Source organism: Mesorhizobium sp. J18 (assembly GCF_007829525.1).
Classification (GTDB): Bacteria; Pseudomonadota; Alphaproteobacteria; order Rhizobiales; family Rhizobiaceae; genus VLJP01.
Genome location: NZ_VLJP01000058.1, coordinates 1 through 13,635, shown reverse-complemented (window position 1 = coordinate 13,635; position 13,635 = coordinate 1). Strand labels below are relative to the sequence as shown.

Genomic DNA, 13,635 nt, shown 5'->3' with positions numbered 1-13,635 from the left:
TTCACATCTCAAAGCAGGCAAGCCCCACGCGCTCCTCCCAAAGGTAATGTCAAACAAGCCACCAGGTTCCTCAACATGACAAATTAAACAGCCAAGTGTAAGGCAAAGAGGCGGAACGCTCGGTTTCTGTTCCGCCAGAAGTGATCGAAGATCAGCGTTTGGCTTCGGCCAGCGAAGCTTCGTTGCGCGCGAGATACGTCTGTGTGATTTCCGGTATGCGCTCCATGAGCAGCGCTGCCATTTCTTCTTCTTCGCGGCGGATTTCCTGGCAGACCCGCGCAGTTTCGCCGTCGCCTGCCGTTTCGGCGGCTGTAATCAGGATGCGGTATGCCGCAATCTCCATTTGCTCGAAGGCGTAGCTGGCCATGATCGCCTTGACGATCTCGTCGCTCGCCATCATGCCGCCAACACCTTGCAGGAAAGCCGTGGCCTGGCCCGCAGTGTCCTTCAGGGCCGATGTCGAAGTGCTGCGACGCTGAAGACATACTTCCAGGCGTTCCCGTTGTGACCTTGTGTCGGCCAAATGTTGCTCAACCAGCTCGCCCAGGGCAGGGTAGCTTTCGATCCTTTTCGCCTGAGCACTAAGCATGGCCTCAGCCTGGGTTTCCATGGCATGAGCGTCACGCAGCCATTGATCCAGTCGATCATTCATGTCTGCCATGTTCTGCTCCTTGTCTGAGTATCGGCAATAGGGGAGACGCACCGGCTCTGAGAGGAACTGCACTTACTGGGAGCGCACCGGTGCGCTTCGCTGATCCCAACCGTAACCCTTGGGAAATGTTCCTCTGCAGCGGTTATCTGCTGCACGCGCTGTCGCGCTATGGCTACGACATCACTTTCTTTGAGCCGAATGTTTATGAACGCCAGGAGAACCGCGATATCGATCCTCCGGACTGGTACTCGATGCAGCCCATCCCGGAGCCTTCCCGAAACCGTTCTTCATAGAGAAGAGCTACTCCGGGGGATCCGGCCAACTGGTTCGTCCCGAACCGTTCTGCCGTAGAAGCCATACTGAGCAGTTCCGGTTTCGTCATCGAGAAACAGCCGGAGCGGGAGGTCTGTCTCTGCCGCCGGGCTGCCCGCGATGTGGGCGTGGAGCCGCCGCCATGCTGATCGGCCGCCAAATCCACGTTTTTTCGTCACAGCCAAGAACTTTCCTCCCAGCCAGCAGTTAGGCGGTGGGAAGAAGAGGAAAGAAAAATGCAGATCATCGACACACTTGTAGGGACCGACAAAGCACCGGACGGCGAGCGGACAGTGGTGACGTTCCTGGGAGAGGGCGGAGAATCGGTTGAGGTCCGGATGGCCGGATCGGTCACGGATCACTCACCGCATCAGATCATCGAGAAAGCAAAGGTGCTTCTCCTTCACGTCGCCTCGTCCGACAATCCCGATGACACCGTTGCGGCAGATGATAGGGATCTCACCGTTGCCCCAATGGCTGCGGAAGAGCGCGATCCGTTTGTCTCGGCTCCGGATAACGATGATGACAATTACTATCAGAAATCGGATCAGGCTCTTCCGGGCGATCAGACAGAGCGGGTCTTAGGCAAGGATCCGGCGCGTGAGGGAGGTCGTTTCGGCGAAACCTGAGCACAGCCGGAAATGATCACACCGGACGGGCAAACCAACTGTCAGTGCCTATTTCAAGGACTGCCCGTTTTTCCGCTGTTCAACGAGGGCAGCCTGAAGTCTCTCCGCGAGGACAAGAAGTCGTTCCGGAACAGGTTCACGCTCTATTTCGCTCAAAAGGACTGCGATATCAGGCGGAAAGCCGCCGCCAATAATAGAAGCCTTTTCCTCGAGGCCTTTATCTTTCCTTGCCTCCTTGCTCAATTCTTCCATGCACGGCGCCCATCATAGATAAAAGACTCCCCTCTTATGTCTTGAATGGAGCGTTTATCCTTTATTTGCAAGGCAGCCTTGCTCATATCGAGGAATTTTTCTCTCCGTGCGACCGAAAGGGCACATCATCCAGTGAAAGGCTGGCCCAAGCTCTTCTCACAGGCTGGCCGTGGGATCAGCATCTATCTTCGTGCGGGAGCCACGATGGTCGAGATCGTCGAAAGCGATGACACGCGCGCCTCGTTCGTAAGTAAGATATCGCCACAGCCATTGTGTGGTGACGATCACGCGATGCTGGAACCCGACCAGAAGATAAACGTGGATGACAGCCCAGGCGAGCCAGGCGAACCACCCTTTGAGGGAGAACCGTCCCGTTTCGAAGATCGCCGCGTGGCGGCCGACAATGGCCGTATTGCCGCGGCTCCGGTATCTGAAGGGCTGGATCGGCTTGCCTTCGATTATCAAGTCGGCGAGGCCCCGTCCGAGATGGATGCCCTGTTGCTTGGCCACCTGCGCCAGGCCTGGCAGAGCTTTGCCGTCCTCGTCCTCCAGATATGCAATATCGCCCAGCGCGAAAATCTCGGACTGGCCGGAAACCTGGAGATTGGGCCCGACGACGACACGGCCGGCCCTGTCTGTCGGGCTGCCGATCATTCGCCCCAACGGAGACGGTCCGACACCTGCTGCCCAAATGACGAGTCCGACCGGTATTTTCTTGCCGGCAAAGCCGAATTCCTTCTCGCCTATGTAATCCACCGTCTGGTTCGTCTCGACGATCACGCCGAGCTTCTGCAGACGTGCTCGCGCATAGTCCGCAAGCTTCCGGGAGAAGCCGGGAAGCAGGCGCGGCCCACCTTCGATCAGCATGATCCGGGCATCTTGTGGCCGGATACGGCGGAAATCGCGAGCCAGCGTGAACCTGCTCAATTCCGCAATGGATCCTGCCAGTTCGACGCCCGTCGGGCCGCCGCCTATGATGGCGACAGACATGAGACGATCCTGCTCTGCCGGATCGGAGGCACGTTCGGCATTTTCAAAGGCCCGAAGCAACTCGGAGCGGATGCGGCGGGAATCCTCTATCGATTTCAGCCCAAGGGCAAGGGAGCCCCATTTGTCATTGCCGAAATATGACGTGCGGGAGCCGGCCGCCAGAACGAGATAGTCGTAGCCGAGGCTTTTACCATCTGAGAGACGAATCTTCCTGGCTGCAGCATCTATGCCGACAACTTCAGCAAAGAGCACCTGTACTGACGGGTATGGTCTCAGGATCTTGCGGATCGGCTCTGCAATGTCCGTTGCGGCAAGCGCTGCGGTGGCGACCTGATAGAGCAGGGGCTGGAAGAGGTGATAGTTGCGGCGATCGACAACCGTTGCTGCTATGCCGGCCTTGCCCAAAGCCTTGGCCACTTCCAGGCCGGCAAACCCGGCTCCAATGATCACGACGCGAGCCACTGGATTTTTTGGGGTCGGATTCTGGATAGCTTCGTGTCGCACATCTGTCCTGGATTTCAACGCTTCTCGCCCGCTCCCTCACCATCCATTGATGTTCTGAACAGAAGCTGAGGACAACTGTTCCTATTACTCGTCCATCCAGATCCTTGGAATCTTCCACTGAAATCGGAACATTGGCAAATTCTTTCGGTTCGGATCGCAAGCCGGCCGAGGAAGGCAGATCGAGGAACTGCAATGGCAAGAGAACAAACCAGACAGAAAGGAGTTCCCCCTCCGACACGGAGAACTGAGGTTGTCGCCATGATCATTGCAGCGGTGATCGTTGCGCTGACGGTGATCGTCGTGGTCTACAGCGGCGGCTTTTTCACTGCCCCGGTCGACAATGAAGGCGAACGAGCGGCGGAGCCAAACGCCCCAAGCGAGACCCTCGAGCCGCGCGCGAACGTCACGGAGGGAGACGAGCCACGCCAATGACGGAAGATGCCGAACCGGCGGACAAGCCCAAGGTGTCACCACCAAGACGGAAAAGGACGACATCGAACGGCTCGGCTGGCACAGCAGAAGCGAAGGAATTTCTGCGCCGTTCCTCACCTACCTGGACTGCTGAGTCATTCTTTGTTGACGCATCTCGATCGCGAAGAAGTGGCCTCCATATTGGAGGGGGAGGCCGCGATGGTCCGTGAACTCGATTGATCTGGGCGGCGCAAGGAATGAGCCATCCCGTAGATGGTGCCTCAGATCATCGGCCGCCCGCCGGTTACCTCGATCAGGGCTCCGGTCATGTAGCTCGATTCCTGCGATGCCAGGAGCACATAGGCCGGGGCCAGTTCTGCCGGCTGTCCGGCGCGCCCGATAGGCGTGTTCTGCCCGAAATTCTTCACCTTTTCCATCGGCATGGTCGAAGGGATCAGCGGCGTCCAGATCGGGCCGGGGGCAACCGCATTGACCCTGATGCCTTTGCCGGCGACAAGGCCAGCCAATCCTGCGGTGAAATTGGCGATCGCACCTTTGGTCGTTGCATAGGCGAGCAGGCTGGGCGACGGGTCGGTGGCGTTGATGGATGAGGTGTTGATGATGGTGCTGCCGGGCCGCATGCGCGGGATTGCCGCCTTGCAGAGATAGAACATGCTGTAGACATTGGTGCGAAAAGTGACGTCCCATTCCTCGGCGCTGATGTCCTCGATGCTCTCGAAGCTCGCCTGATGAGCAGCGTTGTTGACCAGGATGTCCAGTCTCCCGAATTCTTCCATGGCGCGGTCGATCATCGATCTGCAATGCGCTTCATCCTGGATGTCTCCGGCTACGACAATGGCCTTCCGTCCGGCTTCCTCGACCCAGCGCGCCGTTTCTTCGGCATCCTTGTCTTCATTGTAGTAGGAGATGAGAACGTCCGCTCCCTCACGGGCGAACGCGATTGCGACTGCGCGGCCGATGCCCGAATCTCCGCCTGTGATGATCGCCGCGCAGTCCTTCAGCCGACCGCTGCCCTTGTAGCTGTCTTCACCATGATCCGGCTTCGGATTCATCTTGTCCGTATAGCCAGGCATCTCCTGCTGCTGCTCGGGCATTGGCGGTCGCGGATATTTCGTTGTTGGATCTCTCTCCATCGGGCTCTCCTGAAGGCAATACCAGCCGCTTCATGCGCGATGTTCTTGCTAACCGGAGGCAAGCGCTGTTTGTTCCGGTCGCGGCACCCACTGGGCCACGCCAGAGATTGCCTTGGTGATGCCTGCGCATGGGCGACAAGTCTCAAACAAAAGCAATGTCCAATCGTTCCGAAATTTTTGGTCGATTGCTTTCAGTACGAAGTCTGCCGTTTGATCCGGCGGGAATACCCGTTACTTCCGCTTCGGATCACTGACACCGTCTTCACGAGCGAAGCGCGAGTATCGGGGTTTCGGCTTGTTCGCCTTTTTCATTTCGCGGGCAAGCCGCTTCTGAAGCAGGGAGAGGACGGCGGCCTCCTCCGGCCTCAGCCCATCGAGCTCTCCGCGCAGCTCGCATTCCACTTTCTCCTTTACGTCAAGGAGAAGAGAGCCGCGGACATAGGAATCCAGGATTTCCGGATGGATGTAGCACTTCCGGCAGATCGTTGGCGTATTGCCGAGCCGTGCAGCCACGCTTTCGATCGCGGCGCGCACATTTTTCTTCGCCTTGGCATTGCTGTCGAAGGTTTCGAACTCCTGCAGGGCCAAGGCGGCCAGAACAGTACCGGCCCAGGTGCGAAAGTCCTTCGCCGTGATTTCCTGCCCCGTTATTTCCCGCAGGTAGTCATTGACGTCCGATGAGGTGACGTCCTGCTGGTCCCCGTTTTCGTCGATATATTGAAGGAGCCTCTGTCCCGGCAGTTCCTGGCACGCCTTTACGATTTTCGCGACACGGCGGTCCGTCATCTTCAGCCGCCAGGTCTTCCCGCCCTTGCCCTTGAACTGGAATCGCAGTTCCGACCCATTGATCCTGACATGGGGATCGCGCAGGGTCGTTATACCGTAGCTCTTGTTCTGTTTCGCATAGTCGTCATTGCCGACGCGGATGAGCGTGGCTTCGAGCAAATGAATCGTCGTCGCCAGAACTTTCTCACGCGGCAGGCCGCGCAGGGACATGTGTTCGGATACCCTGGCTCGAATCTTCGGAAGAAGCTGCGCGAACTCCATCAGATGCTCGAATTTCGCTTCCTCGCGGACCTCACGAAATTTGGGATGATATTTGTATTGCTTTCGGCTCCGGGCGTCGCGACCCGTCGCCTGGATGTGGCCATTGGCCTCTACGCAGATCCAGACATCCGTCCAAGCGGGCGGGATAGCGAGTGACCGGATTCGCTCGAGGATCGCCTTGTTCTTGACCGTCTTTCCGTCGGATGTCTTGTAGGTGAAGCCTTTTCCAGCCTTCTTGCGGTGGATGCCCGGCTCTTCGTCGGAGACATAGACAAGTCCGGCGGAGCGAGCAGTGTCAGGCGGGTTGAGCATCGAGCTTGCGGAGCATTTCGTCTCCCGGGTCATTCGACCTCAAACCCGCTTCACGGGTTCTGGTTCCGATGATTGCCTGTAATCAGCGCAGAGGCCCGCAAGGATCGAGCATGAGGGCCGAGCCACCCGCCCACAATACGCCTGCAAGGGAAAGCGCCGACAGGAGACGCATGACCTTTGAATGGAAGGAACGATCGTCATCCATATGAGGGGTCGCGCGAAAGAGGCGCGCGACTTGCCCGGGCTGCCATAGCAGGTAGAGAAGCGCGAGCGCTGCGAGCAGCGTCACGCCGCCGGCGACCGCCTGTATGAGCCAGGTATCCACATCCGCTACGCCGGTGAAGCGGAATGAGCAGAGAGCCGATTGCTGCCCATAGATGAGAAACAGGTGCCCCGCCCATATAAGGGGGCCGGCGAGAAGGTAGAGGATCGTGCCGGCGATGGGACCTGTATCGTTTCCCGCTTTCATTTCCTCTGCTCCTCAGCCAACCAGTCTGGGAAAACCATGGATGAGCGCCAGCCCGAACAGCGATTGCGCCGTGGTGTAATGATAGAGAAGGGCCATGTTCTCGAAACTGACCCGCCGTTCGCGGTCGAGCTTGCCTGCGACATGCCGCGCGATGACGAAGAAACCCATGATGACGAGGGCGAATACGAGCTGCCCGAACAGCACGATGCTCATATAGACCATCGCGCCATAGCTGCTTTGTGAGGGCGACAGGCCGCTTTGCCAGTGGCCGGCGGTTTCGACGGCTATTGATCCCACCAGGCAGACGATGGCCAGGAAGATCAGCGTCGTCACTGCGGCGGAAAACCTTCCGGGCTTGGGCAAGAGGCGGTGGGCGATCCAGATGAGTCCCGATCCGAGGATGAGTAGCAAGGCCGCAGCCGCGGGCCAATGGATCGGCGGCAGGGCCGGCGAGCCCGCTGGCGCCCAGACTTGCGGCGATATGGTCCACAGATAGAGATAGGAAAAGACATAGGCGAGATAGAGCGAGGCGGCGACGAACATCAGCACGACCATGGCCCACCAGGAATGCGATTGAGGGCCGGACATATAGGTCGGCAGGCTTATGCCTCCGCCGATATCCACATTGCCTTTTGACGGTCCGGGATCGAGACGCCAGGTCCAGACGATGCAGAAGACGATGGCGAATACGCCGCAGATGACGGCGATCGTCACCAGTTTGACCGTGAGCAGCAGGAAGAAGGCGGCTGTGAAGAGCGCGGCCAATAGCTGACTCCAGCCCGGACCCGGCATCTGGATGATGTATTGCGGCTTGGCTTCAATGGGCGAGGTGACGATGGTCTCCCTCCCGCCGGTCGGTGCGCCCGGCAGGTAATAGTGTCCGGCCTCGACATCCTCTGCGAGATTTGGCTGATCCCACAGCGGCTCGCGGCTTGTCACCAGGGGGATGCTACGCGTTGAATAATTGCCGTTAGGCAGCCATTCGAGTGTGCCGGCGCCCCAAGGGTTCTTTGAACCGGGTCCCGGTCGAAAGCGGCGGATCAGATCTATGATGAAAAGACCCACTCCGGCTGCGAGGATGAAGGACCCCACCGTCGAGATCATGTTGAGCGTGTCCCAGCCGAGCTCTTCCGGATAGGTCCAGACGCGACGCGGCATGCCAAGGAGACCTGTCAGATGCATGGGAAAGAAGGCGATGTTGAAGCCGGCAAACATCAGCCAGAACACCCAGCGGCCGAGCCGCTCCGAAAGCTGGTTCCTGCTGACCGAGGGTGCCCAGTAATAGAATGTCGCGAACAGTGGAAACACCATGCCGCCGATGAGCACGTAGTGGAAATGCGCGACGACGAAATAGGTGTCGTGCACTTGGAAGTCGAATGGCACCATGGCGACCATGACACCGGTCAGCCCGCCGATCGTGAAGATGAACAGGAACCCGAGTATGAAGAGCGATGGGGTATTGATGCGGAAGCGCTCGCGGCCTGCGGCCATCGTCGCGATCCAGGAAAAGACCTGGATTCCCGACGGAATTGCCACGGCCATGCTGGCGGCCGAGAAGAAGGCGAGGCTCAGCGCTGGAATCCCGGTCGTGAACATGTGGTGGACCCAGAGGCCGAAGCTGAAGAAGCCCGTCGCGATCAGCGCCACCACGATCAGCCGGTAACCGACCAGCGGCGTCTGTGCCATGGTTGGAACGATCATCGACACCAACCCGGCGGCCGGCAGGAAGATGATATAGACCTCCGGATGGCCGAAGAACCAGAACAGGTGCTGCCACAGAACCGGATCGCCGCCCAGCGATGCCGTGAAGAAGGGCCAGCCGAAGGCGCGTTCGATTTCCAGCAGCATGGTGGCAAGGATCACCGCGGGGAAGGCGAACATGATCATGGAGGCGAAGATCAGCATCGACCATGCGAAGATCGGCATCTTGGCCAACGACATGCCGGGTGGCCTTGTGCGCAGCGTGCCTACAACGATCTCGATGGCTCCGGCGATTGCCGATATCTCGATGAAGCCGATGCCAAGCAGCCAGAAATCGGCATTGTCGCCGGGCGAAAATTCCTTGAGCGTCAGCGGCGGATACATGAACCAGCCGCCTTTCGGCGCCAGGTCGTAGAGAATGGTCGAAAAGAACACCAGTCCGCCGACCACATAGGCCCAGACCGCGAAGGCGCTGAGGCGAGGAAAAGGCAGGTCGCGAGCCGACAGCATCTGCGGCAGGAGCATGACGCCGAGCGCTTCCACGGCGGGCACGGCGAAGAGGAACATCATCGTCGTGCCGTGGACCGTGAACATCTGATTGTAGAGGTCCTGGCCTATGAAGTCGTTCTCGCTGACGGCGAGCTGCGTGCGCATCAGCAGCCCCAATATCCCGGCCAGCAGGAAGAACAGGAAGGCGATGCCGATATAGAAGACGCCGATTACGGTGTTGTTGACGGCGGTGACGATGCGCCAGCCCTTTGGCGTCTCCCATATCCGTTCGAGCTCCCTCAATTCCCCCACGGGGCGGGGCTCAGGATTGGGAAGTTGTTGGCGAGCGACATCCTGCATTCGGTTCACCATGGGCCAACGATCAGCGAAAGAGCCTTCATTCGAGGTTCTCCAGATATGCCGAGAGTTGCCGCAATTGGGTTTCGGTGAAAATGCCATAGGGCGGCATCAGGTTTTCCGGCTTGATATGCTGGCCGTCGCGTATCCAGCGCATGAAGGCCCCTGCATTGTTCGGCAAGGACGCTGCCGCGAGCGAATGACGGCTCCCGACATGCGTTAGATCAGGACCGATCACGCCGTTTGCCTGGGAGCCACGGACTGCATGGCAGGCACCGCATCCGGAGGCGAGGAACAGACTCTGACCTTGAATCTCGTCTTCGGTTTCCGGCGTCTTGGCGGCGGCGGCTTCCCGGTTCAACCAGGCGGAGAACTCTTCCTGCGGCATGGCAATTACGAAGAAGGACATCAAGGCATGCGGGCCGCCGCAATATTCGGCGCATTGCCCGCGGCTGATGCCAGGCTCGGAGATGTCCAGAGTGAGCGTGTTGGTCCGGCCTGGTATCATGTCGAGCTTGCCGGCCAGCCTTGGCACCCAGAAGCTGTGGATGACATCGGCCGATGTCAGTTCGACGGGAACCGGCTGCCCGACAGGAAGGCGCAATTCATTGGCGCTTTCGATGCGACGGCCGTCGGGGGTGTGATAGACAACGCGCCACCACCAGCGCTCGCCGATCACCGAAATCCGTAGCCCGCCCCCGGCTTCAGCGGAGCTTCCGCCGAGGCTCATCACATAGATGCCGTATGCGAGCAGCAGCGTCAGGGAGACAACGGGAAAGACGATGCCGCCGCCGATGACGAGACGATCGCTGCCAAGACGGTTGCGTATTGTTCCGCTGCCGAACAGGGCCATGGCAGCCAGAACGGCTACGCCCAGGAAAACTGCGGCGCAGAAGATCGTGAGTGCCCAAAACAGCGCGTGGATGCGGCTGGCTTCCGCCCCGGTTGGCTCGAGGGCCGATTGGGTGCCTGAGCAGCCGGCTACCGCCGCCAGCAGCGCCAGGACAACCAGTATGAGAGGCGGACCGGGCTTTCTCATCGGTCCACCGCCGAGCTTGCAGCCAGCGATCCGGGAAGTTCGGCGGCATTGACCGAGGAGAAATAGGCGGCGGCGTCCTCGACCTGTTCATCGGTCAGCCTGCGCGCGATCGGTGCCATTATCTGCCCGTGCACCGTCAAGTCCCGCCCCCCATCTCGCCAGACGTTCAACTGGGCGGCGATATAGCCTTGCGAAAGGCCGGCAATGTTCGGAAAGCTGGTGAAGCGGCTCCTGGAATGGCAGGCGAGACAGGCCGGAACGCCACGCTCGGGATCACCTTCCTGTGCCAGAGCCCGTCCTCGCGTGATGCTTTCCGGGTCGCCCTGGGGAGGCGCCGTCATGTCCGTTTCCGAATAATAGGCCGCGAGGCTCCGAATCTCGTCGTCGCCGAGCAGCCCGGCAACCGGCTGCATGATACCGCTCGGCCGTGTTCCTTCAGCATACTCCACGAGGGCCCGCTCGAGATAGGCTTGCGTCTGGCCGCCGAGTGCGGGGATCAAATCGCTGATCGGTGGCGATGTTTCATCTCCATGGCAGCGCGTGCATTGGGTCAAGGCAACCGTTTCACTCGCACGTGCTTGCTTGGCACCGTCATCCGGCCCGTCCCCGACACGATCAACGGCTGCCAGATGTCGATATTCTTCGGGCGACAATTCCGGCAGTTCAAGCAGGAAGGCCGTCAACGCCCAGACCTCGTCGTTCCGCGCCTGACTGGGCCAGGCCGGCATGGCCGTATATTTGAGACCGTGTTTGACGGTCCAGAAAAGTTCCTTCGGGCTCAGATGCTCCCGGGCATTGTCGAGAAGGGGGGGAGGAGGAAGCATATGGCTCACGATGGCGTTTGTCTGCTCGCCAGGACGGCTGTGGCAGGATACGCAGCCGCCTTCGAAATGCGCCGCTCCAAGACGAATCTTGTGCGGGTCATCCAGGGGCGGAGGGTCCTCGACGAAGTAGCTCCACGTCGCTACGGACCGGACGCGTACTTGCTCCAGTATCCAGGTGGTGATGACCCAGTGGTCCCGGGAGGCCGCGACATTGTAGAACCCAGACCAGACGAAGACGACACCGGCGACGAAAGCCAGCGTGACAAGCATGCCGGTATGCCTGACGAACAACCGCAGCCTGAGTTCCCTAAGACGCACGGGGCGTTCCTCCGGGGCCCGCACGTTCCGTTGCGGTTGCTGCTGCATCCATATCGCCGAACCATCGTGCGGCGATAACAATTCCCGCAAGCACATATGTGGCAGGGCAGGCGATGATCATGAGAAGCCCGGCAAGCTGCTGGTCTCCCAGGCCGGAAACATGCGGGCCGTGCATGGAGGTAGCGCGGAGGCCGGGATAGAGAAGCCGCGGAGCAAAGACCAGCAGCACACCCAACAGGCAAAACAGCTTGCTCGTGAGCAAAAGCGCGAGAATGGCGCGCCAGCGGCTGTCATCCTTGATGAAGAATACGGCGGACCAGAACCACAGCGCGGCGAGAAGCAGGGATCCCTGCATCAGGCCATGCAATGCGCCCGATTGCGAAACGGCGCTGATGGCAGGCGGTGCGTGCCATGCCCACAGGAGAGCAAGCTGCACGGCCATTGCGGGAAAGAGGAAGTGCCGTCCGTCCTGCCAGCCAATGGACGGAATTCTGTTCAGCGCCAACGCAACAAAAGGGGCGACGGCGTTCATCAGAAGGATATGAACCAGCATTTGCGACGAAAGATGACCGACCGCCTGCATGGATTAGGAACCCGCAAACCGGGTGTTGGTTCCGACCGTGCCGCCCACACGAATTGGCGGCGGCAGCCCCGGTCACCCTGGGGTGGCCGGGGCCTTCCTCCGCGGTCAGGGAGAGTGTCGCCCGAGTGTGGCGGGAAAGGTGGGAACCGCATTGGGACGGGCTCTGAAGAGCGGACCTTCCCGCCACTTGCGCCGAACATACCGGATGGCGAATTGTTCCTGCCCGAACCAGCCGCTTGTCTTTTATACAGTATCGGGAATGTTGTCCGGCGTGATCTCTCCTGAGCCGAGGCGGGGGATGGCGTCGTTGGCTTCGTCCTCGTCCAATCCGGACAGCGGCATCCCGTCCACGATCACCACCTCCTCGCTCTCCGCATCATAGACTGCCCACAGGCCCTCTTCGTCCCTGCGCTTGTCGTATGAGGTGGCCATGAGACTCTGAAAAGAGCCCTTATTCGATGATGTGGACAATGCGCCGGCTGCCAGGCTCCACGAGCACAGTCCGTCCATCCACGACGACATATTCGTAGTTGGCATCCAGCCCGTCGGCTTCGACCGCGTGCAATTCGACCTCGTCCGGGATGGTCGTTCCAACCGAAACCTCTACATCGGGGCCGATCTCCACCGGCTCAACTTCCTGCTGGACGACATATTCCCTTATCACGGTTTCCTGTTCGGGCGTCACGACGACGGTCTGGGCCTGGGCTATCGACAGACCGGCTGCGAGGGCCGTGGTCGCAAGCGTTGTGATCAGTATGTTTTTCATAATCAAACTCCAATGAACGTTGGAACGAGTCGTCACCGACGAAGCCGCAATCGACCGGTCTGGTCCGCACTCCGCATCGGCTTTGAACCGGCCCCACAACTATGATGAGAGGCATATGTTCCGATGAGGATTGTCGGGCCGATCACTCGTCCTCGTCGTCCGGCTCCATGAGGTCGATCAGCCTACCCCCCCTCGGACCACTTTCGCCGCTTGGCTGATGTCAAATTCGGCATAGCTGTGGGTAAAAAGCGCGGCTACCCAATCGCCAATGCTGATTCCATCGACGTCCCTTCCGACAGCATCGACGGTTCCCCAGCCCTCGTGCCCTGATCCGCCGGGCTCGGTGGGAAAGCGCACCCATTCTGGACCGGCCCATGGCTCGAGGTTCGAAGAGCAGACGCCGCACTCGTCGAGCCGTACACGAATTTCCTCGGGTTCCGGCATGGGCATGGGAACCCTTTCTATCCGCAATTTTTCCAGGACGGCGCGCTTTCTGTCCAAAGGCGCCATAGTCGCCGTCCTTGGTCTCGCTTTCTGCGGGTACGTGCCCACGATCCGAAGGTGATCCGCAATGCCCGCGAACAATTGAGCGACGTGGATTGGCTGGATTGTCCCTATGAGGCTGTGCAAGGTGCCAATGCGGTGATCATCCTGACGGAGTGGGGACGACTATCGTTGACAAGGCAGCTGCCGCAGTGTGGCGATGATCTCATGCCGACCGAGTTTGCAGTTACGCGGTTTTTCTTTGTCCTGAATCGAGTATTGAGGGGCCTGAGCGTTCGAGGGAGGATCGCGGGGATGTCTCCTTCATCTCTGCAAGCAGGCG

17 protein-coding genes are annotated in these 13,635 nt (G+C 59.7%); 4 read left to right on the top strand and 13 right to left on the bottom strand.

All coding sequences use genetic code 11. From position 1 onward, the window contains the following. Positions 1–151 precede the first annotated feature (151 nt). Positions 152–652 (bottom strand): ferritin-like domain-containing protein, encoded by a 501-nt coding sequence (locus L598_RS17940; RefSeq protein WP_281407415.1) that lies wholly within the window; start codon positions 650–652, stop codon positions 152–154. An 89-nt stretch (positions 653–741) separates the two neighbouring features. Here L598_RS17940 and L598_RS17935 point away from each other — a divergent pair, with 89 nt between their 5' ends. Together L598_RS17935 and L598_RS17925 are read left to right on the top strand one after the other, a co-directional pair. Then, positions 742–945 carry a hypothetical protein gene (locus tag L598_RS17935; protein ID WP_144864814.1) on the top strand — a complete coding sequence of 68 codons (204 nt, stop codon included), beginning with the start codon at positions 742–744 and terminating at the stop codon, positions 943–945. 255 nt (positions 946–1,200) lie between these two features. Next, entirely contained in the window at positions 1,201–1,593 is a 393-nt protein-coding gene (locus L598_RS17925; protein ID WP_144864812.1) for a hypothetical protein, read from the top strand. 48 nt (positions 1,594–1,641) lie between these two features. On the opposite strand, the gene L598_RS17920 is transcribed toward L598_RS17925, so the two are convergent. Together L598_RS17920 and L598_RS17915 are read right to left on the bottom strand one after the other, a co-directional pair. Continuing rightward, positions 1,642–1,845, bottom strand: a complete 204-nt coding sequence (locus L598_RS17920; RefSeq protein ID WP_144864810.1) for a hypothetical protein — start codon at positions 1,843–1,845, stop codon at positions 1,642–1,644. A 156-nt stretch (positions 1,846–2,001) separates the two neighbouring features. After that, on the bottom strand, positions 2,002–3,297 hold the full coding sequence (locus tag L598_RS17915; RefSeq protein WP_246658819.1) for an NAD(P)/FAD-dependent oxidoreductase: 1,296 nt from the start codon (positions 3,295–3,297) through the stop codon (positions 2,002–2,004). Between the two features lie 300 nt (positions 3,298–3,597). On the opposite strand from L598_RS17915, the gene L598_RS21510 reads away from it, so the two are divergent. Continuing rightward, entirely contained in the window at positions 3,598–3,771 is a 174-nt protein-coding gene (locus L598_RS21510) for a hypothetical protein (protein WP_186445085.1), read from the top strand. A gap of 260 nt (positions 3,772–4,031) precedes the next feature. On the opposite strand, the gene L598_RS17910 is transcribed toward L598_RS21510, so the two are convergent. From L598_RS17910 to L598_RS17865, 10 genes are all read right to left on the bottom strand, one after another. Beyond that, a complete protein-coding gene (locus L598_RS17910; RefSeq protein WP_144864808.1) occupies positions 4,032–4,904 on the bottom strand; it encodes an SDR family oxidoreductase in 873 nt (290 codons plus the stop codon). A 231-nt stretch (positions 4,905–5,135) separates the two neighbouring features. Then, on the bottom strand, positions 5,136–6,296 hold the full coding sequence (locus L598_RS17905; RefSeq protein ID WP_144864805.1) for a DNA topoisomerase IB: 1,161 nt from the start codon (positions 6,294–6,296) through the stop codon (positions 5,136–5,138). 49 nt (positions 6,297–6,345) lie between these two features. After that, positions 6,346–6,732, bottom strand: coding sequence for a hypothetical protein (locus L598_RS17900; RefSeq protein ID WP_144864803.1), 387 nt, complete (start codon positions 6,730–6,732; stop codon positions 6,346–6,348). 12 nt (positions 6,733–6,744) lie between these two features. Further along, positions 6,745–9,282 carry a cytochrome c oxidase subunit I gene (ctaD, locus tag L598_RS17895; protein WP_144864801.1) on the bottom strand — a complete coding sequence of 846 codons (2,538 nt, stop codon included), beginning with the start codon at positions 9,280–9,282 and terminating at the stop codon, positions 6,745–6,747. Positions 9,283–9,319: 37 nt separating this feature from the next. Further along, entirely contained in the window at positions 9,320–10,318 is a 999-nt protein-coding gene (locus tag L598_RS17890) for a c-type cytochrome (RefSeq protein ID WP_144864799.1), read from the bottom strand. Next, positions 10,315–11,460, bottom strand: a complete 1,146-nt coding sequence (locus L598_RS17885; protein ID WP_246658818.1) for a c-type cytochrome — start codon at positions 11,458–11,460, stop codon at positions 10,315–10,317. The genes L598_RS17890 and L598_RS17885 overlap by 4 nt, the downstream gene beginning before the upstream one ends. Then, positions 11,450–12,043 (bottom strand): cytochrome c oxidase assembly protein, encoded by a 594-nt coding sequence (locus L598_RS17880; protein WP_144864797.1) that lies wholly within the window; start codon positions 12,041–12,043, stop codon positions 11,450–11,452. Before L598_RS17880 ends, L598_RS17885 begins: the two co-directional genes overlap by 11 nt. 243 nt (positions 12,044–12,286) lie before the next feature. Next, positions 12,287–12,475: a hypothetical protein gene (locus L598_RS17875; RefSeq protein WP_144864796.1), complete on the bottom strand. Its 189-nt coding sequence runs from the start codon at positions 12,473–12,475 to the stop codon at positions 12,287–12,289. Between the two features lie 19 nt (positions 12,476–12,494). Next, on the bottom strand, positions 12,495–12,809 hold the full coding sequence (locus tag L598_RS17870; protein WP_144864794.1) for a DUF1236 domain-containing protein: 315 nt from the start codon (positions 12,807–12,809) through the stop codon (positions 12,495–12,497). A 177-nt stretch (positions 12,810–12,986) separates the two neighbouring features. Next, positions 12,987–13,259: an alcohol dehydrogenase catalytic domain-containing protein gene (locus L598_RS17865; protein ID WP_246658817.1), complete on the bottom strand. Its 273-nt coding sequence runs from the start codon at positions 13,257–13,259 to the stop codon at positions 12,987–12,989. A gap of 111 nt (positions 13,260–13,370) precedes the next feature. On the opposite strand from L598_RS17865, the gene L598_RS21650 reads away from it, so the two are divergent. Further along, positions 13,371–13,635: hypothetical protein (locus tag L598_RS21650; protein ID WP_210245021.1), on the top strand; the 265-nt coding region annotated here is incomplete at its 3' end.